Raw genomic sequence first — 22,594 nt, 5'->3', positions numbered from 1 at the left:
CCGATTCAGCTTTCCGGTGCTCGCCGGCTGCGCCCTGCGATCATCGGATACAGTCACGCCGCGCGCCCCCGCCGCAGCCGCGGGTCCAGCAGCGCGTAGGACAGATCGACCACCAGGTTGATCACCACGAAGAAGAAGGCGACGAGCACGAGATAGGCCACCATCACCGGCCGATCGAGCGAGGTGATCGAATCGATGATCAGCTTGCCGACTCCAGGCCAGGAGAAGATCGTCTCCGTCACCACCGCAAAGGCCAGGGTGGAGGCAAATTCCAGCCCGAACACGGTGACCAGCGGAATCGAGATCAGCCGCAACACGTGGCGCCGCAGGATGGTGAATTCGGAAAGCCCGGCGGCCCGGGCGAATTTCACCGTATCGGTCAGCATCGTCTCCCGCGTCCCGGCGCGCGCCAGGCGGATCATCATCGCCAGCTTGAACAGCGACAGGTTCAGCGCGGGCAGGATCAGGTAGCTCAGCCCCTCGGCGCTCAGGAAGGACCAGCCGATGCCGAACACCTCGACCAGCGGCCCGCGATCCCCCGCCGGCAACCAGCCGAGATTGACCGCGAAGGTCAGGATCAGCAGCAGCCCGACCCAGAAGGTGGGCACGGAGAATCCGAGCACCGACACCGCCATGATGGCCCGCGACGAGGCCGCCTCCGGCCGGTAGCCGGCATAGATGCCGAGCGGAATGCCAATGAAGGCGCCGATCAGAACGGAGGCCAGCGCCAGTTCCAAGGTGGCCGGCAAGCGTGCCAGCACCAGTTCCAGCACCGGGATGTCGAACACGAAGGACCGCCCGAAATCGCCCGAGAGCAACCGCCCGAGGAAGGCGAAATATTGTTGCCACAACGGCAGGTCCAAGCCGTAGCGGCGGATCACATCCTCCCGGATGTCCTGGGTCGCGTCCGGGGAGATCAGCACGTCGATCGGGTTGCCGATGGCGTATACGCCAACGAACACGAGCGCCGACATGGCAAGCATGACGCCGACGGATTGCAGGAGTCGCTGGATGATGAAGCCGAGCATTGCGGTGCAGTATCGGGGCATGGACAGCGGACGCAAGCCGTTCCTACCATCACCGTGACAGGACGCTTCCCCGGGAGACCATAAATGGCCCAGACCTTCCGTCGCCTCGCCTTGGCGGCCACCACCAGCCTCCTCATGACGGGCGTCGCCGGCGCCCAGACGCTGAACCTCGGCGTGCGCGCCGGGCCGGAAGGGGTGGACCCCCACTTCACAGCCACCGGCACCCATGCGGAGGCGCTGAAGCATGTCTTCGATACGCTGGTGACCAGCGGCGACAATCTTCAGTTGGAGCCCGGCATCGCCGAAAGCTGGCGGCCGATCGACAACACCACCTGGGAATTCAAGCTGCGCCAGGGCGTCACCTTCCATGACGGCAGCCCGATGACGGCAGAGGATGTGGTGGCCTCGATTCGCCGCATGCAGGTGCTGTCCGGCCCGAATCCGACGCGCATCTATGTCCGCAGCGTGAAGGATCTGCGGATCGTCGACCCGCACAGGCTGCATGTCATCACGGATGGCCCCGCGCCGACGCTGCCCAATGATTTCATTCGCGTCTTCATCACCTCCGCCCGCGCCACCGCCGGGCTGACGCCGGAGACCAGCAACGAGGCCTTCAACACCGGTCGCGCCGCCATCGGCACGGGGCCCTACCGCTTCGTCTCCTGGACCCCGCGGGAGCAGTTCGTTGTGGAGCGCAACGACGCCTATTGGGGCGGCGCGCAGCCCTGGGCGCGGCACATCCGCCGCGAAATCCCGAACGACGCCGCCCGAGTCGCGCAGCTTCGCACCGGCCAGGTGGACATGATCGTGCGCGTGCCGGCGGCCGATGTCTCGACTCTGGAACGCGACCGCGCGCTGCGCGTGGTGAAGGCGGACACGGTCTATGTCTTCAACCTGCAGCTCGACTACCGCGAGACCACGCCGCAGGTGACGGCGCGCGACGGCTCACGCCTCACCGCCAACCCCTATCGCGATATCCGGGTGCGGGAGGCGATGGACCTCGCGATCGACCGCCGCGCCCTGGCCGAGATCGCCATGGAGGGCCTCGGCACGCCGCAGGGGCAGATGGTCACGCCCGGCATCTTCGGCTTCAATCCGGCCATCCCGATCCCGACGCCGAACCTGGCCCGCGCCCGCACCCTGCTGGCCGAGGCCGGCTACCCTAACGGCTTCCGCATGGTGCTGAATTTCACGAATAACCGCCTGCCGGGCGACAATGGCGTGGGCACCGCGCTGGCCCAGATGTTCGCCCGCATCGGCATCGAGGTGCAGGCCGCCGGGCAGCCGGCGGCGGTGATCTTCCCCGCCCGCGCCCGTGGCGAGCTGTCCAACATCATGGCCGGCTGGGGCACGCTGACCGGCGAGGCGAACTACTATTATTCGTCGAACGCCCATACCAACAACCCGGCGCTGCGCCTCGGCGCCTTCAACTGGCATGGCTATTCGAACCCGGAGATGGACCGGCTGATCCAGGCCGCCTCGGTGGAGTTGGACACCAAGAAGCGGGAGGAGCTGCTGCACCAGATCGGCGTGCTGTTCACGCAGGAACGTGTTGGCATGCCGCTGGCCTCCGTCGGCTCCGCCTGGGCAATGCGTCGGGACCGGGTGAACCTGGTCCGTGCACGGACGGATGAGGACACGCTGGCGATGGACATCGTGCCGACACGCTGATGTTCATTCCGGACCACAACTGGATGGATATCGAGGCGCGGCTGCGCCTCGATGACCGCTGCGTGCTGCCGCTGGGCAGCACGGAACAGCACGCGCAGCTTTCGCTGGCCACGGATGCGATATTGGCGGAGCGCGTATCCCGCGAAGCCGCCGCACCGCTGGGCGTGCCGGTGTTTCCCGTGATGCCCTTCGGCCTCGCCCCCTATTTCGCCGAATTCCCCGGCAGCGTCTCGCTCCGCGTCGCCACGCTGCTGGCGGTGATGCGGGATCTGGTAGACAGCGCGCGGCGCGTCGGCTTCCGGCGCGTGCTGGTGGTGAACGGCCATGGCGGCAATGCGCCGGTCGCCGCCCTGTTGCAGGAGATGATGGCGGAAACGCCGGGCCTCAGCCTGAAATTCCACAACTGGTACAATACGCCGCGCGTCTGGGCCGCGGCGCTGGCGGCCGATGGCTCGGCCAGCCACGGCAATTGGTTCGAGAACTACCCCTGGACCCGCCTGGCCCATGCGCCGGCCCCGGAGGGCCGCAAGCCGACCCCCGACCTGGCACGCATGAAGGCCAGCGGCCCGGCGCAGACGCGGGAAATCCTGGGCGACGGCGCCTTCGGCGGGCCGTGGCAGATCGACGACGCGACGATGCAGAAGATCTGGGAAACCGGCGTGGCTGAAACCCGTGAGGCGCTGGAGGGACCATGGCAGACCCGATAATCATCTGGGGCGCCGGCGCCATCGGCGGCACGCTCGGCGCCTTCTGGGCGCGGGCGGGACACGACGTGCTGCTGGTGGACACCGTCGCCGAGCATGTCGAGGCCTGCCGCACGCGCGGCCTGCACATCAGCGGTCCGGTCGCCGATTTCACCCAGGTGATCCCGGCGGTGACGCCGGCGGAACTGACCGGCACCTATTCCCGCATCATCCTCGCGGTGAAGGCGCAGGCGACGGAGGCCGCAATCCCGATGCTGGCGCCGCATCTCGCCCCCGATGGCTTCGTCTTCTCCGCGCAGAACGGGTTGAACGAGATTGCGCTGTCGCGCGCCTTCGGCGCCAATCGCGTGATGGGCTGCTTCGTGAATTTCGGCGCCGATTGGCACGGCCCGGGCGAGATCCTGTTCGGCAATCGCAGCGCCGTGGTGATCGGCGAGCTGGACGGCACCACGCGGCCGCGGACGGAGGCGATGTTCGCGCTGTGCCGGGAATTCGAGCCGGATGCGATCCTCACCGACGACATCTGGTCCTACCTCTGGGGCAAGATGGCCTATGGCGCCATGCTGTTCGCCACCGCGCTGAACAATGACAGCATGAGCGTGAATTTCGGCGACCCCGCCCGCCTGCCCGCCTGGCTGGCGCTGGGGCGCGAAGTGGTCGCCACCGCGCTGGCGCATGGCGTCACCCCGCGCGGCTTCGGCGAGTTCCGGCCCATGGCCTTCGCCCCCGGCGTGCCGGACGCCGAAGGCAAAGTGGTCGTTGACTGGTTGCGCGACTTCAACGCGGTCGGCGCCAAGACCCATTCCGGCATCTGGCGCGACCTGGCCGTGCGCCGCCGCAAGACCGAAGCGGATGCGCAGATCGGCCTGGTGCCGGCCCTCGCCGCGGAGAAGGGCATCGCCGTGCCGGTGATGCGGAAGCTGTGCGCCCTGATCGCGGATATCGAGACCGGGCGCCGCGCGCAGTCCCCCGAAACCTTCGCCGCGTTGCTGGCATGACCGACCCGGTCCTGGCGCATCTGCTGGCCGATCGCACCGGCTTCGTCGCACGGCTGGCCGCGCTGGTCGCCTGCCCCTCCGTCTCCACCGATCCCGCCTATGCGCCCGGCATGGCGGAGGCGCGGGATTGGTGGTGCGCACGGCTCGCCGCGCTCGGTTTCCAGGAAGTGCGGGAGGTTGCGGCCGGTGGCCACGCAGCCGTCACCGCAAGCTGGCACGGCGCCGGACCCAACGCGCCGACGCTGCTGGTCTATGGCCATTACGACGTGCAGCCGCCGGACCCGGTGGCGGCCTGGACCTCGCCCCCCTTCCAGCTCACGCCACGCAACGGAAGGCTGCACGGCCGCGGCGTGTCCGACGACAAGGGCCCCTCCCTGCTGGCGATCGAGACACTCGGCGCCTTTCTCGCGGTGGAAGGCCGCCTGCCCTGCAACGTCACCATCCTGCTGGAAGGCGAGGAGGAAGTCGGCTCCGCGACACTGACCAAGATCCTGGAACGGAATCGCGGGCTGTTCGCCGCCGATGCCGTGCTCTCCGCCGATGGCGCGCGCTGGCGGGCGGACCTGCCGACCATCACGGTCGCGACCCGCGGCGTGGCGGCGCTGGAGGTTTCGGTGCGCAGCGCGGGGAAGGACCTACATTCGGGCCGCTATGGCGGCGTGGTGGCGAATGCGGCGCAGGCCATGGCGCAGCTTCTGGCCTCGCTGCGTGATGCGCGCGGTGAAATCGCGGTGGCGGGCTTCGAGGATGGCGCCACGCCACCGGATGCCGCAACGCGCGCCGAACTCGCGAAAATCCCCTTCGACGTGAAGGCACATGACGCCTCCATCGGCGCACCGCCGAGCGGCCTCACCACGGCGCAATTCCTCGAACGCCTCTGGCTGCGCCCGACGCTGGAGGTGAACGGGATGTGGGGTGGCTATACCGGGCCGGGCGGCAAGACCGTGATCCCGAACCAGGCCTTCGCCAAGCTGTCCATGCGCCTGGTGCCGGGGCAGGACCCGGCGCGGGTGCTGGCCGCCGTCACCACGCATCTGCGCGCCCATTGCCCGCGCGGCGTGGCGCTGGAGATCAGCACGCATCGCGATGGCACCCCTGCCACCGCCGTGCCGCCGGCGCATCCGCTGCTGCTGGCGGCGGAGACAGCGCTGGAATCCACCACCGGCACGAAGCCGCTGCGGGTGCGGATGGGCGCGACGCTGCCGCTTACGGATATCGTCCACCGCGTGCTCGGCCTGCACACCGTCATGTTCTCCTTCGCCACGGCGGATGAGGATTTCCACGCGCCGGACGAGAATTGGCGCGAAAGCGCGATCCCGGAGGGGTTTGCCGCCTGGGTCGCCTTGCTGCGCCGGGTGGGCGCGCTGAAACGCGCGGATTTCGCCGGCTGATCAGGCGGCGGCGGCGCCCAGCTTCCGCAGCCTGCCCAGCCAGGCCTGCCGCCGCGCCGCGTCCTTGCCCCCGGCATTGCCGAGCAGCGTCCAGCGCACCGGCTTCAGCCCAACGAAGCGCAGCAGGTTGCGCTCCAGCGCGTGCAGGGCGTGGGCGCGGAAGAACAGCCGGTAGAGGATGGCCGGCATCCCCATCGTCACCACCAGCCGCACGGAACGCCCGCGCAGCAGCCCGGCATTCAGCCCCCGCGCGCCGCGCGGAAAGGCGAAGCCCGGACGCATCACCTGTTCGAAGAATGCCTTCAGCAAGGCGGGGATATCGCCAAGCCAGAGCGGGGTCAGGATGACGATATGCTCCGCCGCGGATATCGCGGCCTGGGCGGCGGCGATATCCGGCGGCGCCTCCGCCTCCCACGCGGCAGCTGTCCGCAGCGGCGCGAAGCCGAGCCGCGCCACGTCCAGCCGCGTCACCACATGGCCGGCGGCCGCGGCCCCTTCGGCATAGGCATCGGCCAGGGCGTGGATCAGCCGCGCCGGGTCGGGGTCCGGATGGCCATCCAGGATCAGGATGCGCCGGCCGGACCCCGTGCTCATGCCCGGAGCGCCGCGATGGCGGCCTCCGCCAGCGCCTGCGGCGTCGCCGCTACATCCAGCAGGATGGCGCCTTCCTCCGGCGCAGGGGGTTCCAGCGTGGCGAATTGGCTGGCGACCAGGCTGGCCGGCATGAAATGCCCCTGCCGCGCCGCCTGCCGCGCCGCGACCAGCGCCAGGTCGCCCTGCAGGAACACCAGCCGCAGCCCGGGCGCGGGGACCCGCAGCCGGTCGCGATAGGCGCGTTTCAGGGCGGAACAGGTGACCACGCAGCCAATCCCCTCATGCGCCGCCAGATGCGCGCCGATGGCATCCAGCCAGGGCGCGCGATCCGCATCGTCCAGCGGCTCGCCACGACTCATCTTGGCGACATTCGCGGGCGGATGGAAGGAATCCGCATCGTCGAAGCGCAGCCCCAGCCTTTCGGCGATCAGCGGCCCGACGGTGGATTTCCCGGCCCCCGAGACGCCCATCACCAGCACCAGATGGCTCATTTCGGCTCCAGATGCCCGCCAAAGGCATTCCGCATGGCCGAGAGCGACCGGTCCGCGAAGGGCGATTCCTGCCGCGACCGGAAGCGCGAGTACAGCGCGGCGGAGAGCACCGGGGCCGGCACCGCGCTTTCGATTGCCGCCTGCACCGCCCAGCGCCCCTCGCCACTGTCGCCGACCCGGCCGGAATAGCCGGAAAGCTCCCCATCCGCCGCCAGCGCCTGTGCCGTCAGGTCCAGCAGCCAGGATGCGACGACGGAGCCGCGGCGCCAGGCCTCGGTGATATCGGGCACGTCGAGATCCAGCCGCAGCTCCGGCGCCACCGCCTCGCTGCCCTGCTGGCGGAGCAGTTCCAGCCCCTCCGCCATCGCCTGCATCATCCCGTATTCCACGGCGTTGTGGACCATCTTGGTGAAATGCCCGGCACCGTTGGCGCCGCAATGGACATAGCCCTGGGGCGGGCGCGGGTCGGCCGCCGCGCTGCGGCCCGGTGTGGGGACGGCCGCTTCCTCACCCGGGGCGAGCGCCTTGAACACCGGGTCCAGCCGCGCGACCGGGGCTTCCGGCCCGCCGATCATCAGGCAGTAGCCGCGCGCCAGGCCCCAGACGCCGCCGGAGGTGCCGATATCCAGCATGTCGATGCCCTGCTCACGCAGCAGCCCGGCGCGGCGGATCGCGTCCTTCCACATGCCATTGCCGCCATCGATCGCGACATCGCCGGGTGAAAGCAGCCCGCCCAACTGCGCCACCGCGTCTTCCGTCGCCGCACCGGCCGGCAGCATCACCCAGACGGCGCGCGGCGCGACCAGGCGGCGCACCAGATCGGGCAGGTCCGTCGCGGCCTCCGCGCCCTCCGCGGCCAGCGCCGCCACCACGGCCGGGTCGCGGTCCCAGACCACGCAGGCGATCCCCGCCCGCATCAGCCGCCGTACCAGATTGCCGCCCATGCGGCCCAGCCCGACCATGCCGAGTTGCATCCCGAACCCCTCCCCCTTGAATCCCGCGCAGGATGCGGGGTGCGGCGGTCCGGGACAAGCCGATCAGCCGCGCGCGGCCAGCGCCATCAGAACCCGTTCCGGCGTCGCCGGCAGGTCCAGCGCCTCCACCCCGATCGCGTCCTTCAGCGCATTCGCCACGCTGATCGCCAGCAGCAGCGGCGGCTCCCCCACCGCCTTGGAGCGGAAGATGGTCTCGCTCCGTGCCGGCGCGCCCTCCAGCAGCCGGACGTTGAAGATGGGCGGCACGTCGCGGGAGCCGGGGATCTTGTAGGTGGAGGGGCCGATGGTCCGCAGCCTTCCCTGCGTGTCCCACCACAGCTCCTCGCAGGTCAGCCAGCCCTGGCCCTGCACGAAGGCGCCCTCGATCTGGCCGCGATCCACTGCCGGGTTCAGGCTGCGGCCGCAATCCTGCACGATATCCGTGCGCAGGCAGCGATGCTCGCCGGTCAGCGTGTCCACGATCACCTCCGACACCGCTGCGCCGTAGGAGAAATAGAAGAACGGGTGGCCGCGCATGGTGGCGCGGTCCCAATGGATGTCCGGCGTGCGGTAGAAGCCGGTGGAAGACAGCGAGACGCGCTCCAGGAAGCACAGTTTTGCCAACTCACCGAAATCAAGGAACAGGTTGGCGCCAACGCGTTCCGCCCAGACGCGGTTGTCGGCGAAGACCACCTGTTCGGGCGAGATGCCGAGGCGCTTCGCCGCCACTTCCGCCATGCGGCCCTTGATCGTCTCGGCCGCATTATGCGCCGCCCAGCCATTCAGGTCGCTGCCGGTGCTGGCCGCGGTGGGCGCCGTGTTCGGCACCTCCGCCGTGCTGGTGGCGGTGATGGCGATGCGGTCGAGATCGACGCCGAAGACATCGCAGACCACCTGGGCCACCTTCACGAACAGCCCCTGCCCCATCTCCGTGCCGCCATGGTTCAGCCGGATCGAGCCATCGGCATAGACATGCACCAGCGCGCCCGCCTGGTTCATGTGCATCACGCCGAAGGAAATGCCGAAGGCCAGCACCATCGAACCCAGGCCGCGCCGCAGCGTCGGATGCGTGGCGTTGAAGGCCGCGATCTCGCCGCGCCGCCGGTCCCATTCGCTGTCGCGCTTCGCCTCCGCCCAGACCCGCGTAATCAGGTCGCCCTCGACCTTCTGGCCATAGGGCGTCTCCTCCCCCTTGCCCGGTGCGCCGAGGAAGTTGCGCGCGCGCACTTCCTCCGGCGGCAGGCCGCAGGCGGCGGCGATGCGGTGCACCACATCCTCCATCAGCAGCGCGCCCTGCGGCCCGCCAAAGCCGCGGAAGGCGGTGTGGGAGACGGTGTTCGTCTTCACCGCGCAGCCGGTGATCGCCACATCCGCCACGTCGCAGCAGTTCAACGCATGGGTTACGGCGCGGAACACCACGCCGCCCGACATGTCCAGCGACCAGCCGCCATCCGCCGCCAGCAGCGCCTGCAAGCCCAGGACGCGGCCCTGGTCATCGAAGCCCGCGGTCCAGCGATACAGGAAGGGATGGCGCTTGCCGGTCGCGATCATGTCGGCCCGGCGCGAAAGCCGCAGCTTCACGGGCCGCCCGGTGGCGCGCGCGGCGAGCGCGGCGGCAGCCGCCACCCAGCTCGCATTGCTCTCCTTGCCACCGAACCCGCCGCCCATGCGCCGGCAGGTGACGGTCACGGCGTTGGAGGCACCACCGAGCACCCGCGCCACCACATGCTGCACTTCGGAGGGATGCTGGGTGGAGGACAGCACCGCCATCTCCCCATCCTCGCCCGGCGTCGCCAGGGCGATCTGGCCTTCGAGGTAGAAATGCTCCTGCCCGCCGGCGCGAAACTCCGCCTCCATCCGGCGCGGTGCGGCGGCGATGGCGCGGGCCGCGTCGCCACGCGCCATGGTCTGCGGCGGCACCACATGCTGGTCCAGCTCCAGCGCACGCTCGATGCTCAGCACCGGCTCCAGCGGGGTGATCTCCGCGCGCACGGCAGCGGCGGCGCGCAGCGCCTCGTCACGCGTGCTGGCGACCACCATGGCCAGCGGCTGGCCGGCGAATTCCACCAGGCCTTCGGCAAACAGCGGCTCGCCCTGCCCGACCGCGGCGATATCGTTGGCGCCGGGAATGTCGCCTGGGCCGAGCACCGCCACCACCCCCGGCATCGCCCGCGCCGCTTCGGTGTGCAGCGCCACCAGCGAGCCATGCGCGACATCGGACAGCACCAGCGCGGCATGCAGCGTGCCGGCGGCTTCCGCCGCATCATCGGCGAAGCGGGCCTCGCCGGTGGTGTGCTTCAGCGCGCTGTCATGCCGCAGCGCGGCGCCCATGCCCTTCATGGCGCGTAGCTCGCCACATCGAGCACCGCACCGGGTTGCGACGCCCGGATATGCAGCCGCTGCAGCAGCCCCTGCGCCACCATCAGCCGGTACGCCGCCGTGCCGCGCCAGTCGGACAGCGGCGCGATATCCTCCGCCAGCGCCTCCGCCGCGGCCGCCACCGCCCCAGCATCCAGCCGCCGCCCCACCAGCGCCGCTTCCGCGCGTGGCGCACGCGCCGCCATCGGACCGACACCGCCGAAGGCGAGCCAGGCTTCCGCCACGACCTCACCCTTCATCCGCAGCCGGAAGGCGGCGCCGACGGTCGCGATATCCTGGTCGTGCCGCTTGCTGATCTTCTCACAGACGAAGATGTCGTCCGGGTCCGGGCGCGGCAGGGTGACGGAGACCACCACCTCATCCGCCGCCAGGTCGTTCATCCGGTAGCCCTTCAGGAAGGCCGCGACCGGCAAAACGCGCTGGCCGCGCACGGAGGCCACGGTCACCGAAGCCCCCAGCGCCAGCAGCGGCGGCAGCGCATCGCCGATCGGGGATGCCGTGCCGAGATTGCCGCCCAGCGTGCCGAGCCCGCGGATCTGCCGCGACCCCAGCCGGGCCAGCAGCGCGGCGAAGGGCGCGAAGCCCGCTTCCTGCCGGAACAGCGCCAGCAGCCTTGCATAGGACACGGCCGCGCCGGCCTCGATGGCTTCGGGCGCCGCCCGCAAGCTGTGCAAATCCGGCACGCCAAGCAGGCAGATCACCTCCGCCGGCCGTTCCCGATGATCGGACACGCGCAGGCCGAGATCGGTGCCGCCGGCCAACAGCCAAGCCCCGGGATGCGCCGCGCGCAGCGCCAGCAGCGCCGGCAGCGTGACGGGACGATGGAACAGCTGGCCCGGCGCCTCGAAGCACGCAGCCTCCGGCGCGGGGAGCACCGGCGCGGGCGAAGCATCGTCGGCAAGGGTCGCGAAAACCTCCAGGATCGGCCGGTAGCCGGTGCAACGGCAAAGATTCCCGGCCAGCGCCTCATGCACCTCGCCCCCCTCCCGCGCATGTGCCCAGGCGGTCATGACGATGCCGGGCGTGCAGAAGCCGCATTGCGTGCCATCGCTTTCGGCCATGGCGCGCTGGATCGGGTGCGGGCCGCCATCCGGCCCGCGCAGGCCCTCCACCGTGCGGATCGCCTGGCCATGCAGCTGGCCGAGCAGGGTGAGGCAGGCATTGACCGGTATGCGCGCGCCATCCGCGGCCTCGAGCACCACGGTGCAGGCGCCGCAATCACCCTCCGCGCAGCCTTCCTTGGTGCCTGGCAGCGCAGCCGGGCCGCGTAGCCAGTCGAGCAGCGACAGGGTGGGAGAGGTTCCAGGCGGCAGGCTGACCTGCCGCCCGTTCAGCTGGAAACCAATGGCCGTGGCGATCATGGCCCGATCCTAGGCAAGAACCGGGCCTGCCGCCTACTCGCTTAGCGGCGCGGTCTCCCCGAGCAGGCGGGCGGCGATGGTTACCAGGCCACGCAGCGGCACCGGCAGCCAGGCCGGGCGGTTGGCGATCTCGTAGCCCACCTCGTAGGCGGCCTTTTCCACCAGGAACAGATCGAGCGCCTGGGTCGCGCCCGGCGGCACCGGGCCGGCCTCCGCCTCCCAGCTCGTATTGTAGGCGGCGAGGAAGGCCGCCTCCGCCGCCTCCCGCCAGCGCGCGATCAGCGCGGCGCGGCGGAGTGTCGGCGCCGCGGTCGCTGTGGCCGATTCCTCGGTCGCGGCGGCCACCGCGGCGGCGTAGTCCATGCTGCGGAGCAGGCCGGCCACGTCGCGCAACGGGCTGTACTTGGCCCGCCTGGCGTCCAGCGTCCGCGCCGGCTCGCCCTCGAAATCCAGGATCACCGCATCGCCGGGCGCGACCAGCACCTGGCCGAGGTGGAAATCGCCATGGATGCGGGTGGCGGCCATCCGCGCCGGGTCGGGCTTGTTAGCGCGCAGCGCGGCCAGCAGCGCGTCCTTGTGCCGCAGCAGCCAGGTGGCCAGCAGGGCGGACTCGCCCACCAGCCCCGGCCGGGCGATCTGCTCAAGGGCGCGGGCGAGCATGGTCTCGGTCTGCGCGACCCACTCATCCACCATCGCGGCATCGGCGGTTTCCGGGGTGAAGTCCGGGTCGTCCGACGGCCGCGCGAGCGCCAGGTGCAGCTGGGCCAGACGCCTACCGATGGCCTCGGCGAGCGGCAGGTAGCCGGCCAAAGGGTCCTCGGGCTCGGCTTCCGTCAACGCGGCATCGTCCACGGTGCGGGCCAGCCAATCCAGCGTCCAGCCCCAGGCATCGCCCTGGTTGCGGCAGAAGGCCTGCAGCACCATCAGCGTGTGCGGCACGCCATCCGCGCCGACGCGCACCACTTCGCCCAGCAGCGCCGGCGTACCGGGATAGCAGGAGTTGGTGAGATGGCGCGCCATCTCGGCTTCCGGATGGCGGCCCGGCAGCACGCGGCGGAACAGCTTGAGGACCACCGCCTCCCCGATGATCACGGTGGAGTTGGATTGCTCGACGCCGAGGCGCCGCACATCGGGCAGTTCCGGCAGCGCCATCTCGCGCAGCGTCTCGGTGGCCGTGAAGTGCAGCTTGCCCTGCGGCGTATCCATCGTGCTGCCCTTGCGGCAGGCGGCGAGCATGGCGCGGACGAAGCCATCCACCGCCATGCCGTCCGTCAGCAGGCCGACGCGCGGACCCTGGCGCAGGCGGGCCATGGCGAGTTGGCCGGCCGGCAGGCCTTCCTCCTCCACCGGCACGCGGGCCAGCGGCAGCGACCAGCGCGTGCCGTCCGGCGTCTCGATCTCGGCCAGGATCATCAGCGGGTTGGTGTGGAACGGCACCGCATAGGCAAAGCGCGGATGCCCGGCCGAGGCCTGGTCCTTCTGGCCGAACCAGCGGCGGCGGCGCAGCCATTCCGGCAGCACTTCCCGCTCCAGCACGCGCCTTGCCTCATCCAGCAGCGTCTGCGCACCGCCAGCCTTCATGTCGGCCGGCGCCACTAGGGTGCGAAGCTCCGGCAGCGGATCCGGCGCGGGGCTGTGCCAGGGCGGCAGCTGGGCGTGTTCGGCCAGCAGGAACCACATGAAGGCATAGGGCGGCAGGGTCAGCGGATAGGCGCCGGAGCCTACCGGCGGAAACGGCGTGCCACCCAGCATCTCCACCGGCACGCGGCCATGCAGGCTGGACAGGTCCAGCTCCACCGCCTGCGCGGCGCGGGACAGGTTGAAGACGCAGAGGACGACATCGCCCTCATGCTCACGAAGATAGGCGAGCACCTTGCGATTGCCCGGATACAGCAGGCGCATGGTGCCGCGGCCGAAGGCGCGCGAGCGGCGGCGCACCGCCAGCATGCGGCGCGTCCAGTTCAGCAGGCTGTGGCTGTCCCGCGCCTGGGTCTCCACATTCAGCGTCTGGTAGCCATACATCGGGTCCTGGATGGTCGGCAGCACCAGCGCCGCGGGATCCGCGCGGGAGAAGCCGCCATTGCGGTCCGGCGACCATTGCATCGGCGTGCGCACGCCGTCGCGGTCGCGCAGGAACACATTGTCCCCCATGCCGATCTCGTCGCCGTAATAGATGACAGGCGTGCCCGGCATGGACAGCAGCAGCCCGTTCATCAGCTCGATCCGCCGCCGGTCATTCTCCATCAGAGGCGACAGGCGGCGCCGGATGCCGAGGTTGATGCGCGCGCGCCGGTCGGCCGCATAGATTGACCACAGCGTGTCACGCTCCGAATCGGTCACCATCTCGAGCGTCAGCTCGTCGTGGTTGCGCAGGAACACGGCCCATTGGCAGCCATCCGGGATTTCCGGCGTCTGGCGCAGGATGTCGGTGATCGGGAAGCGGTCTTCCTGCGCCACGGACATGTACATGCGTGGCATCAGCGGGAAGTGGAAGCACATGTGGCATTCGTCGCCGTCGCCGAAGTATTCCTGCACATCCTCCGGCCACTGGTTGGCTTCTGCCAGCAGCATGCGGTTCGGATAGCGGTCCTCCAGCGCCGCGCGGATGCGCTTCAGGATGGCGTGGGTCTCGGGCAGGTTCTCGTTGTTGGTGCCGTCGCGTTCCACCAGATAGGGCACCGCATCCAGGCGCAGCCCATCCACCCCCATGTCGAGCCAGAAGCGCATGACGCGCAGCACGGCTTCCAGCACGCGGGGGTTGTCGAAGTTCAGGTCGGGCTGGTGGCTGTAGAATCGGTGCCAGTAATGCGACTTGGCCACCGGGTCCCAGGCCCAGTTCGATTTCTCGGTGTCGATGAAGATGATCCGGGTGCCGTCGTAGCGGTTCGGGTCATCCGACCAGACGTAGAAATCCCGCTGCCAGGACCCGGGCGGGGCGTGGCGGGCGCGCTGGAACCAGGGGTGCTCGTCGCTGGTGTGGTTGATGACCAGCTCCGTGATCACCTTCAGCCCGCGGTTATGCGCCTCCCGCACCAGGCGCCGGAAATCGGCCAGCTTGCCGTAATCGGCATGCACATCGGTGTATTCGGCGATGTCGTAGCCATCGTCGCGGCGGGGGGACGGGTAGAAGGGCAGCAGCCAGATCGCATCCGCGCCAAGGCCGGCCACATGGTCCAGCCGCGCGATCAGCCCGGCGAAGTCGCCGATGCCGTCATCATTGCCATCCATGAAGGATTTCGGGTGGAGCTGATAGATGACGGAATCCCGCCACCACTGGAGATCCCGATCCGCGTGCGGCCGTTCCGCCTGATGCCGCCCGGCCGGGTCCTTCACCGTCCCCTTGGCCTGATCCTTCGCGCCGCTGCGTCCGTCCGCCATGCTGGTCCCCTTGGTCAAGGAACGGAAACGCGAGGCAAGCCACGCCGTTCCGCCCCTGGCGTCGATCCGGCCCCGCACCCCCTTGAAGCTCCATTGGGGGAAGCTCCGTCGGGACTCGCACGGCCGCGGCGCCCATCCTGCCGCTTTGGCAGGGCCGCTTCCTGTGTGTCGCCGCTGCGCGCGCCGCGGGCAAGCCGGAAGCGCCGGAATTCAACGCGACCATGCCGGGCCCGGTAGCCAGGCCGGGCGAATTGTCGTGCTTCGTCGCCATATTCGAGACAGTCCGGCGACCTTCGAGGGGACCTAAGGTGCGGCCGCTTTTTCCAGGTCTGTCTCAGGAATACGGAAATCCGATGAAAACGTAGCCCACCTGGCGAATCGTGATGATGCATCGCTCACCCAGGTCGGGGGCCAGCTTCTGGCGCAGATGCAGCACCGCATTGTCCACCGCCCGGTCGCCGGGCCGCCAGGCGCGCCGGAACACCTGCTGGGTCAGCGCCTCCCGCGTCTGCACCTCCCCGGGGCTGGCGGCCAGGGCGGCGAGCAGGTCGAACTCCGCCCCCGTCAGGTCCAGCAGGCTGCCATCCGGCCGCATCACCCGGCGTTCCACGGCCTGCAGCCGCCAGCGGTCGCGCCGCGGCGGCGCGGCGGCGGCCAGCTTGCCGGGGCGGCGGATGCGGGCCCGCAGCCGCGCCACCAATTCGCGGCCGGAGACCGGCTTCACCAGGAAATCATCGGCGCCGAGTTCCAGCCCCAGCACGCGGTCCGTCTCCTCCCGGTTGCCGGTGACGATCAGGATCGGCGCATCGGTTCGCGCCCGCAATTCCGGCAGATGCGGCAGCGTGTCGACCGGCCCCAGGCGCTGGTCGAGGATGATGGCGTCCAGCCGATGCGTCTCGACGATGGCAAGCGCGGCGGCGAAGGAATTGGCCACCACGGTCCGCAGCCCATAGCGGGCGAGATAGGCCGCCATCTCGTCGGTCAGCTCGCGCTCGTCATCCGCCAGCAGCACCAGCGGCATCGGCGCCTGGCCCGGCAGGGCGGCTTCCTCATCCCGCGCGTCCCGCTCTGCCAAAGCAGCCCCCGGGCGGGCGGCAATCGTCCGCGACGTCATGCTTTGTCTCCCGGACCGGGGCCTGCTTCCGAAAATGAAGACGTTCCCCGACATGCCGGTCTACCCGAGGACGCGCCTCGACGTCGAGCGTCCGTCTCAGCAACAGAGAGATTTCTTACCACTAAACGCGACAACACGGCGACGCGTTAACCTTCCATTCATTCCTCCGCCTTCACGGGGCGGACCGGTCCACCGGCCACCGTCCTACCCTCCAAGACGGAGCCGCCACCCATGAACATGCCGATCGGCCTTGGCAGCGCCCACACCAACCCGGCCAAGGCGCTGCGCCTCGACCGCCGCCAGCAGAGCTTCGCCGACCCCGCCGGCCGCTTCGGCGTGCTGGTGGTGGATGACGAGGCCGCGGTGCTGGAGGAACTCTCCGCCATGCTCGGCCGGCGCGGCCTGAACGTGCTGGCCGCAGGCTCCGCCGAGGCGGCGCTCGGCGTGCTGCGCGGCCGGCGCGACATCGCCACCCTGGTCAGCGACATCCGCATGCCGGTGATGGATGGCCTCGCCCTGGCCGAGGCCGCGCTGCGCGGCCGGGCCGAGGCCGAGGCGCTGGAGGTGGTGCTGGTCACCGGCTATGCCTCCGCCGCCCAGGGGATCGCGGCCTCCCGGCTCGGCGCCTTCGGGGTGCTGGAGAAGCCGATGCGCGGGGCCGACCTGGCGCAGATGGTGCAGGATGCGCTGGCCCGCGCCACGCTGCGCCGCGGCGCGGTGGCGGGTTCGGGCGTGGCTTCGGGTGCTGGCGGCGGCGCGGTGCCGGCCGCGCCCTGGCCACCCACCCGCCCAACCGGCACGCTGTTCACCCCGGTGGCCTGGCGCCCCACCGCCCCGGCCGGACTGCGGCAGATCTCGCCGACCGGAATGCCTGCCACAGAGCATCCCCGGACCGAGGCAGCCAACCCCGCCCGCACCTGCAACCCGGCCTGGATGCGCCCGGCCGACCCGCAGCGCACGGCCGAGCCGCCGCTGAACCCGACCCACGCGGCGGAAGCCCTGCTGCACACCCTGGCGCAGCGCCTGGATGCCGCCGGCAATGGGCTGGAGACCATCGCCCAGGATCTGCGCGGCCCGCTGGGCGACCTGCTGCGCGCGGCACCGCGGGTGGATGCCAGCGCCGGGGAACCGCGCCGGCTGCTCGCCCTGCTGGATGACCTTATGGACATCGCGGCGCTGGAGGCCGGCACCGCCGTGCCGCAGCCGGCGCCGATCTCGGCCCATGGGCTGCTCGGTGCCGTCGCGGTCCGGCTGTCGGCGCTCGGGCTGCGCTGCGGCCGGCGCATCATCCTCCAGCCGGATGCCGACCCTGCCTTCCAGCTCGATACCACCCGCCTGGTACGGGCGATGGCACTGCTCGCCTGGGTTGCCGTGGGCGCACGCCCGGCCGCCGGGGCGGCCGAGCTGTCGATCGATGCCGGCGCCGGCCAGGCCCGGCTCGACCTGGTGATCCGCCCGGCCGATCCGGGCCAGCCCGCCACCGCGTCCGCCACGCCGCCAGCGCCGCAATCGCCGGCGGAATGCCGCCTGCCGATCGCCATCGCCCGGCGCCTGGTGGCGCTGCAGGGCGGGCGGCTGGATGTCTGGACCCTGCCCGAGGGCTGCCTGCGCGCCCGGCTGCTGATCCGCAGCAGCTGAGCGCCGCCCGCCCTTCCCACCGCACCGCCTCATGCACGCCACCCGGTCTGGTTCCTTCCGGAACCCGGACCGGCCAGCCGCAGCCTTGACTGGAGATCACCCGATGCTCGCCGAATCGCAGATGCTTCCGGATGCCGCCGAAGCCGAGGAGACGCGGCTGGAATTGACGCCGCTGGCCCGCCGCACCCTGCTGGCGGCTGCCACCGCCGCGCTGGTACTGACCCCCGCCTGCGGCGAATCCTGGGCGCCCAACGCGGAGATCAGCACGCGGGACGACCCGGCCGCCCAGTGGCGCGCCTTCCGCGACCGCTTCATGACGCCGGAAGGCCGGGTGGTTGATAACGGCAATGGCGGCATCTCCCACAGCGAGGGCCAGGGCTATGCCATGCTGTTCGCCGAGGCCTTCGACGACCGGCCGGCCTTCGAGCGCGCCTATCATTGGGCGCGCACCCATCTGCGCCGCGCCGATGGCCTGTATGCCTGGCGCTTCCGGCCACAATCGCCGAACCCGGTGGCGGATGCCAACAACGCGACCGATGGCGACCTGTATATCGCCTGGGCGCTACTGCGCGCCGCCGATCGCTGGCTGGAGCCGGCCTGGCGCCGCGATGGCCAGCGCATGGCGCAGACCATCCTGCAGAAGCTGGTGCTGGAGGTGGAGGGCCGCACCGTGCTGCTGCCCGGCGCCTTCGGCTTCCTGCACGCCGACCGCGTGGTGGTGAACCCCTCCTACTACGCCTTCCCGGCGCTGGCCGCGCTGAGCCGCGCGGCGCCGGACCGCGCCTGGGGCCGGCTGATGGATGACGGGCTGCAGATGATGCGCGGCATGCGCTACGGCCGCTGGAGCCTGCCGCCGGACTGGGTGGAGATTGGCCGCGGCCGCGCCGCCGGCAGCATGCAGCCGGCGCAGGGTTGGCCGGCGCGCTTTTCCTTCGACGCGGTGCGGGTGCCGCTGCACCTGGCCTGGGCCGGGCTGACCACGGAGCCGTGCCTGCGTGCCGCGGCGCAGTTCTGGAACGACCCATGGATCGCCAGCCGGCCGGCCTGGGCGGATCTCCGCAGCGGCCAGCTGTCGCCCTACGGCGCACCGTCGGGGATCGAGGCGGTGGCGGATGTCACCACCGCGAGCCGTATGGGCCGCGCCATAACCCGGCCGCTGCCCGGCGTGGACAGCGCGCGGGACTACTACTCCGCCGCGCTGTCCCTGCTGTCCCGCCTCGCCTTGCGGGAGAACCCGCGCATGGTGCTCACGGCGCACGCCCATGGCCCGGCGTAGGGCTAACGGGTGTGAGGCTCAGTAGATGTCCGGCTCCGGCGTCGCGGCCCCCGCCTCCAGGAACCGCAGGTCGCAGCCCTCATCCGCCTGGGTCACCTGGTCCAGGTACATCGAGGTCCAGCCGCGCGCATAACGGCGGGTGGGCGGCACCCAGGCGGCCTGGCGGCGCACCATCTCGGCCTCGTCCACCAGCAGGTCGAGCTTGCGGTTCGGCACGTCAAGGCGGATCAGGTCGCCATCCTGCACCAGGGCGAGCGGCCCGCCGACATGGCTCTCGGGCGCCACATGCAGCACGCAGGTGCCGTAGCTGGTGCCGGACATGCGGCTGTCGGACAGCCGCACCATATCCCGCACCCCCTGCTTCAGCAGTTTCTGCGGGATCGGCATCATGCCCCATTCCGGCATGCCGGGGCCGCCCTGCGGGCCGCCCGACTTCATCACCAGCACGCTGTCCGCCGTGACGTCGAGGTCGGGGTCATCCAGGCGCTTCTTCAGGTCGGCGTAATTCTCGAACACCACCGCCGGGCCGGTATGGCTCAGCAGCCGCGGATCGGCCGCGCTGGTCTTGATGACGGCGCCGCGCGGGGCGAGCGAGCCCTTCAGCACGGCCAGGCCGCCTTCGGCCTGCAGGGGATTGTCCAGAGGGCGGATGATGTCGTCGTTGAACACATCCGCATCGCCGATATCCTCCCCCAGCGTGGCGCCGGAGACCGTCTTTGCGGACAGGTCCAGATGCGGGCTGAGCCGGTTGAGGAAGGCGCGGCTGCCACCTGCGAAGAAGAAATCCGCCATCAGCCAGGTGTCGCCGTTGGGGCGCAGATTGGCGATCAGCGGCACCCGGCGGCTGATCGCATCGAACCGTTCGAGGTCCAGCTCCAGCCCGGCGCGGCGCGCCATGGCGATGATGTGGATGATGGCGTTGGTGGACCCGCCAAAGGCCATGGTGGCGGCCACCGCATTGTCGATGCTGCCCTGGCTGAGCAGTTTTGCGGGCGTCTCGTCACCCCAGACCATGTCGACGATCCGCTTGCCGGATTCGGTCGCCATGCGGGGATGCGCGCTATCGGCGGCGGGAATCGAGGACGCGCCCGGCAGGGTCAGGCCCATGGCCTCCACCGCCAGCATCATGGTGGCTGCCGTGCCGGCGGTCATGCAGGTTCCGAAGGACCGGGCCATGCCACCCTCCATGTCCTTCCACTGCGCGGGCGTGATGGTGCCGGCGCGCAATTCCGCATGGTATTTCCAGGCATCGGAGCCGGAGCCGAGGGTCTTGCCGCGCCAGCTTCCGCTGTTCATCGGCCCGGCCGGGACGAAGATGAAGGGCAGCCCGGCGGAAAGCGCGCCCATCACCAGCCCCGGCGGCGTCTTGTCGCAGCCGCCGAGCAGCACCAGCCCGTCGCAGGGCTGGCTGCGGGCCAGTTCCTCCGTCTCCATTGCCAGCATGTTGCGATACAGCATGCTGGTCGGCTTCATGTACTGCTCGGTCACCGGATGCGCCGGCAGCTCCACCGGGAAGCCGCCGGCCTGCCAGACGCCGCGCTTCACCTCCTCCGCCCTGGTGCGGAAGTGGAAATGGCAGGGGCTGAGTTCGGACCAGGTGTTGATGATGCCGATCACCGGCTTGCCGCGGAAATCGGCTTCCGAAAAACCCATCTGCAGCATGCGGGACCGGTGGCCGAAGGCGCGCAGATCGTCCACACCGAACCAGCGATGGCTCCGCAGATCCTCCGGCCGCTTGCGCGCCCCACCCTTATTTTCAGCGGCCATGGCCGTTTCTTCCCCTGCGATCGCGATGGCGGCCAATTTGCCACTCACGCCGGGGCCCGAACAGCCCGTCGCCCGGCGAACGGGGTCCGAACCGCAAGCGGACCGGCTTGACCGGGCCGCCCCCACCCCACAGTTTCGCGCCCCCGGCCTGCTGGAGAGATGATGGCCCTGCTGCTGCCGCGCCGCCCGCTGAAGGCGATGTTCATCCACCAGAACTTCCCCGGCCAATACGCCCACCTCGCCCCCGCACTGGCCCAACGGCCGGGGGTGCAGGTCTGGGGCGTGGGGGAAAAGCCGGGCTACAGCGCGCCGGGGGTGCAATACATCGCCTATGGCGCGCCGAAGGGCGCCGGGGAGCAGACGCATCGCTACCTGCGTCCCCTGGAAGCGGCCACGCGCCGCGGCCAGCACCTGGCGAACAAGCTGGTGCAGCTGCGCGACCAGGGGCTGCGGCCGGATATCATCGTCTGCCACCCCGGCTGGGGCGAGGGGCTGTTCCTGAAGGACGTCTTCCCCCAGGCGCGCACGCTGTACTACTGGGAATTCTACTACAATTCGATCGGCCAGGACCTCGGCTTCGACCCGGCGCAGCCGGTGGGACTCGATGATGCCGCGCGCATCCGGGCGCTGAACGCGACGCAGCTCATCTCCCTGCAATCCGCCGACTGGGGCATCAGCCCGACCCGCTGGCAATGGTCGCGCTACCCGGACTGGGCGCGGCGTCGCATCTCCTGCCTGCATGAGGGGGTGGATACCGAACGCTGCGCACCCAACCCGGCGGCGGTGTTCCGCACCCCGGAAGGCCGCGAATTCCGCCGTGGGGATGAGGTGATCTCCTACGTCGCGCGCAACCTGGAACCCTATCGCGGCTTCCCCAGCTTCCTGCGCGCCCTGCCCCGGCTGCAACGCGAACGGCCCGGGCTGCACACCGTGATCGTCGGCGGCAACGAAATCTCCTACGGCCGCAAGCCCGAAGGCGCGGAGAACTGGAAGGCGAAGCTGCTGGCCGAGATCGGGGATCGGCTGGACCTCAGCCGCATCCACTTCACCGGGCGCGTGGCCCATGATGCGCTGCACGACCTGTTCCGCGTGACGCGGGCGCATGTCTACCTGACCTACCCCTTCGTTCTGTCCTGGTCGATGCTGGAGGCCATGGCCTGCGGCGCCCTGGTGATCGGCTCCGACACCCCGCCGGTGACGGAGGTTGTGCAGCATGGCCGCAACGGCCTGCTGGTGCCTTTCTTCGAGCCGGAGCGGCTGGCGCAGACGGTGCTGCAGGTGCTGGCGGCGCCCGAACACCATGCCGGCCTGGCCGCGCAGGGCCGCGCCGACATCATCGCCCGCTACGACCTGCGGACCCATTGCCTGCCGCGGCAGCTCGACATGGTGGAGAAGCTGGCGGCGGGCGGGGAGCCGGAGGCGGAAATGGGGTAGGCGAAGTTGCGCCACACTTCACGCGCGACCTTCCCGCGCGAGCGCGTTTGTATTAGAAGTGGATCGTCTCTCGTTAAGTGAATCGCCGATGCAGATGCTCCAAATTTCTCATTTTTGGAACATGATCGCGCTGACGTTTCGGACTTGTGACAACCGCTGATACCCGCTGGCGCAGGGAGCTGGAGTGGAATGCCGGAGGAAGCCGGACCAAAAGCGGGTGAACTCCGGTCGGGGAATGTCACGGCGCGCAGCCTGGACATCGCGGGCCCGCTGCTGGTGTCGGTACGGCGCTTTGCCGATGCGCGCGGTGCCTTTGTCGAGACCTATTCGCGGCGAGACTTTGCGGCGATCGGCATTCCGGATGAGTTCGTGCAGGACAACCAGTCCCTGTCGGTC

The 22,594-nt window shown here is 70.3% G+C and carries 17 protein-coding genes; 8 read left to right on the top strand and 9 right to left on the bottom strand.

Going from position 1 to position 22,594, the window contains the following annotated elements:
• Window positions 1-53 precede the first annotated feature (53 nt).
• Window positions 54-1,028 (bottom strand): ABC transporter permease, encoded by a 975-nt coding sequence (locus Q8S40_RS00085; RefSeq protein WP_304812299.1) that lies wholly within the window; start codon window positions 1,026-1,028, stop codon window positions 54-56.
• An 84-nt stretch (window positions 1,029-1,112) separates the two neighbouring features.
• On the opposite strand from Q8S40_RS00085, the gene Q8S40_RS00080 reads away from it, so the two are divergent.
• The 4 genes from Q8S40_RS00080 to Q8S40_RS00065 are packed head-to-tail and all read left to right on the top strand — an operon-like array spanning window position 1,113 to window position 5,792.
• Complete coding sequence (locus Q8S40_RS00080; RefSeq protein WP_305668794.1) at window positions 1,113-2,699, top strand: ABC transporter substrate-binding protein; 1,587 nt, start codon at window positions 1,113-1,115, stop codon at window positions 2,697-2,699.
• A complete protein-coding gene (locus Q8S40_RS00075; RefSeq protein WP_305668793.1) occupies window positions 2,699-3,406 on the top strand; it encodes a creatininase family protein in 708 nt (235 codons plus the stop codon). Before Q8S40_RS00080 ends, Q8S40_RS00075 begins: the two co-directional genes overlap by 1 nt.
• Window positions 3,391-4,401: a ketopantoate reductase family protein gene (locus tag Q8S40_RS00070; protein WP_305668792.1), complete on the top strand. Its 1,011-nt coding sequence runs from the start codon at window positions 3,391-3,393 to the stop codon at window positions 4,399-4,401. Before Q8S40_RS00075 ends, Q8S40_RS00070 begins: the two co-directional genes overlap by 16 nt.
• Complete coding sequence (locus Q8S40_RS00065; RefSeq protein ID WP_305668791.1) at window positions 4,398-5,792, top strand: M20/M25/M40 family metallo-hydrolase; 1,395 nt, start codon at window positions 4,398-4,400, stop codon at window positions 5,790-5,792. Before Q8S40_RS00070 ends, Q8S40_RS00065 begins: the two co-directional genes overlap by 4 nt.
• On the opposite strand, the gene Q8S40_RS00060 is transcribed toward Q8S40_RS00065, so the two are convergent.
• From Q8S40_RS00060 to Q8S40_RS00030, 7 genes are all read right to left on the bottom strand, one after another.
• Window positions 5,793-6,386 carry an NAD(P)H-dependent oxidoreductase gene (locus Q8S40_RS00060; RefSeq protein ID WP_305668790.1) on the bottom strand — a complete coding sequence of 198 codons (594 nt, stop codon included), beginning with the start codon at window positions 6,384-6,386 and terminating at the stop codon, window positions 5,793-5,795. It lies immediately after the preceding gene.
• The gene (locus tag Q8S40_RS00055; protein WP_305668789.1) at window positions 6,383-6,877 is read right to left on the bottom strand and encodes a gluconokinase; all 495 of its coding nucleotides are present in this window, start codon (window positions 6,875-6,877) and stop codon (window positions 6,383-6,385) included. The genes Q8S40_RS00060 and Q8S40_RS00055 overlap by 4 nt, the downstream gene beginning before the upstream one ends.
• Window positions 6,874-7,851, bottom strand: coding sequence for a phosphogluconate dehydrogenase (NAD(+)-dependent, decarboxylating) (gnd, locus tag Q8S40_RS00050; protein WP_305668788.1), 978 nt, complete (start codon window positions 7,849-7,851; stop codon window positions 6,874-6,876). The genes Q8S40_RS00055 and gnd overlap by 4 nt, the downstream gene beginning before the upstream one ends.
• Window positions 7,852-7,914: 63 nt before the next feature.
• Complete coding sequence (gene xdhB, locus Q8S40_RS00045) at window positions 7,915-10,182, bottom strand: xanthine dehydrogenase molybdopterin binding subunit (RefSeq protein WP_305668787.1); 2,268 nt, start codon at window positions 10,180-10,182, stop codon at window positions 7,915-7,917.
• A 5-nt stretch (window positions 10,183-10,187) separates the two neighbouring features.
• Window positions 10,188-11,591, bottom strand: a complete 1,404-nt coding sequence (locus tag Q8S40_RS00040; protein WP_305668786.1) for an FAD binding domain-containing protein — start codon at window positions 11,589-11,591, stop codon at window positions 10,188-10,190.
• Between the two features lie 33 nt (window positions 11,592-11,624).
• On the bottom strand, window positions 11,625-14,969 hold the full coding sequence (gene treS / locus Q8S40_RS00035; RefSeq protein WP_305668785.1) for a maltose alpha-D-glucosyltransferase: 3,345 nt from the start codon (window positions 14,967-14,969) through the stop codon (window positions 11,625-11,627).
• 334 nt (window positions 14,970-15,303) lie between these two features.
• Window positions 15,304-16,083 (bottom strand): response regulator transcription factor, encoded by a 780-nt coding sequence (locus Q8S40_RS00030; protein ID WP_304812287.1) that lies wholly within the window; start codon window positions 16,081-16,083, stop codon window positions 15,304-15,306.
• A gap of 231 nt (window positions 16,084-16,314) precedes the next feature.
• Here Q8S40_RS00030 and Q8S40_RS00025 point away from each other — a divergent pair, with 231 nt between their 5' ends.
• Entirely contained in the window at window positions 16,315-17,721 is a 1,407-nt protein-coding gene (locus Q8S40_RS00025) for a response regulator (RefSeq protein ID WP_305668784.1), read from the top strand.
• A gap of 103 nt (window positions 17,722-17,824) precedes the next feature.
• Window positions 17,825-18,997, top strand: coding sequence for a glycosyl hydrolase family 8 (locus tag Q8S40_RS00020; protein ID WP_305668783.1), 1,173 nt, complete (start codon window positions 17,825-17,827; stop codon window positions 18,995-18,997).
• A gap of 18 nt (window positions 18,998-19,015) precedes the next feature.
• Here Q8S40_RS00020 and araD read toward each other — a convergent pair whose 3' ends face one another.
• Entirely contained in the window at window positions 19,016-20,764 is a 1,749-nt protein-coding gene (araD, locus tag Q8S40_RS00015; RefSeq protein WP_305668782.1) for an L-arabinonate dehydratase, read from the bottom strand.
• A 162-nt stretch (window positions 20,765-20,926) separates the two neighbouring features.
• Here araD and Q8S40_RS00010 point away from each other — a divergent pair, with 162 nt between their 5' ends.
• Together Q8S40_RS00010 and Q8S40_RS00005 are read left to right on the top strand one after the other, a co-directional pair.
• Entirely contained in the window at window positions 20,927-22,198 is a 1,272-nt protein-coding gene (locus Q8S40_RS00010) for a glycosyltransferase family 4 protein (protein ID WP_305668781.1), read from the top strand.
• A 189-nt stretch (window positions 22,199-22,387) separates the two neighbouring features.
• Window positions 22,388-22,594: dTDP-4-dehydrorhamnose 3,5-epimerase family protein (locus Q8S40_RS00005; protein WP_304812297.1), on the top strand; the 207-nt coding region annotated here is incomplete at its 3' end.

Source organism: Falsiroseomonas sp., from assembly GCF_030695085.1.
Taxonomy (GTDB): domain Bacteria; phylum Pseudomonadota; class Alphaproteobacteria; order Acetobacterales; family Acetobacteraceae; genus Falsiroseomonas.
The sequence above is the reverse complement of the archived record's forward strand: the minus strand, read 5'-3'. Positions and strand labels throughout refer to the sequence as shown.

Bases quoted from the DNA above. Each gene is read 5' to 3' on its own strand.
- Q8S40_RS00075 (WP_305668793.1), top strand. From the start codon at position 2,699: ATGTTCATTCCGGACCACAACTGGATGGATATCGAGGCGCGGCTGCGC.
- Q8S40_RS00040 (WP_305668786.1), bottom strand. From the start codon at position 11,591: ATGATCGCCACGGCCATTGGTTTCCAGCTGAACGGGCGGCAGGTCAGC.
- Q8S40_RS00060 (WP_305668790.1), bottom strand. From the start codon at position 6,386: ATGAGCACGGGGTCCGGCCGGCGCATCCTGATCCTGGATGGCCATCCG.
- Q8S40_RS00070 (WP_305668792.1), top strand. From the start codon at position 3,391: ATGGCAGACCCGATAATCATCTGGGGCGCCGGCGCCATCGGCGGCACG.
- Q8S40_RS00010 (WP_305668781.1), top strand. From the start codon at position 20,927: ATGGCCCTGCTGCTGCCGCGCCGCCCGCTGAAGGCGATGTTCATCCAC.
- treS (WP_305668785.1), bottom strand. From the start codon at position 14,969: ATGGCGGACGGACGCAGCGGCGCGAAGGATCAGGCCAAGGGGACGGTG.
- xdhB (WP_305668787.1), bottom strand. From the start codon at position 10,182: ATGGGCGCCGCGCTGCGGCATGACAGCGCGCTGAAGCACACCACCGGC.
- Q8S40_RS00030 (WP_304812287.1), bottom strand. From the start codon at position 16,083: ATGACGTCGCGGACGATTGCCGCCCGCCCGGGGGCTGCTTTGGCAGAG.
- Q8S40_RS00080 (WP_305668794.1), top strand. From the start codon at position 1,113: ATGGCCCAGACCTTCCGTCGCCTCGCCTTGGCGGCCACCACCAGCCTC.
- Q8S40_RS00020 (WP_305668783.1), top strand. From the start codon at position 17,825: ATGCTCGCCGAATCGCAGATGCTTCCGGATGCCGCCGAAGCCGAGGAG.
- gnd (WP_305668788.1), bottom strand. From the start codon at position 7,851: ATGCAACTCGGCATGGTCGGGCTGGGCCGCATGGGCGGCAATCTGGTA.
- Q8S40_RS00055 (WP_305668789.1), bottom strand. From the start codon at position 6,877: ATGAGCCATCTGGTGCTGGTGATGGGCGTCTCGGGGGCCGGGAAATCC.
- araD (WP_305668782.1), bottom strand. From the start codon at position 20,764: ATGGCCGCTGAAAATAAGGGTGGGGCGCGCAAGCGGCCGGAGGATCTG.
- Q8S40_RS00065 (WP_305668791.1), top strand. From the start codon at position 4,398: ATGACCGACCCGGTCCTGGCGCATCTGCTGGCCGATCGCACCGGCTTC.
- Q8S40_RS00085 (WP_304812299.1), bottom strand. From the start codon at position 1,028: ATGCTCGGCTTCATCATCCAGCGACTCCTGCAATCCGTCGGCGTCATG.
- Q8S40_RS00025 (WP_305668784.1), top strand. From the start codon at position 16,315: ATGAACATGCCGATCGGCCTTGGCAGCGCCCACACCAACCCGGCCAAG.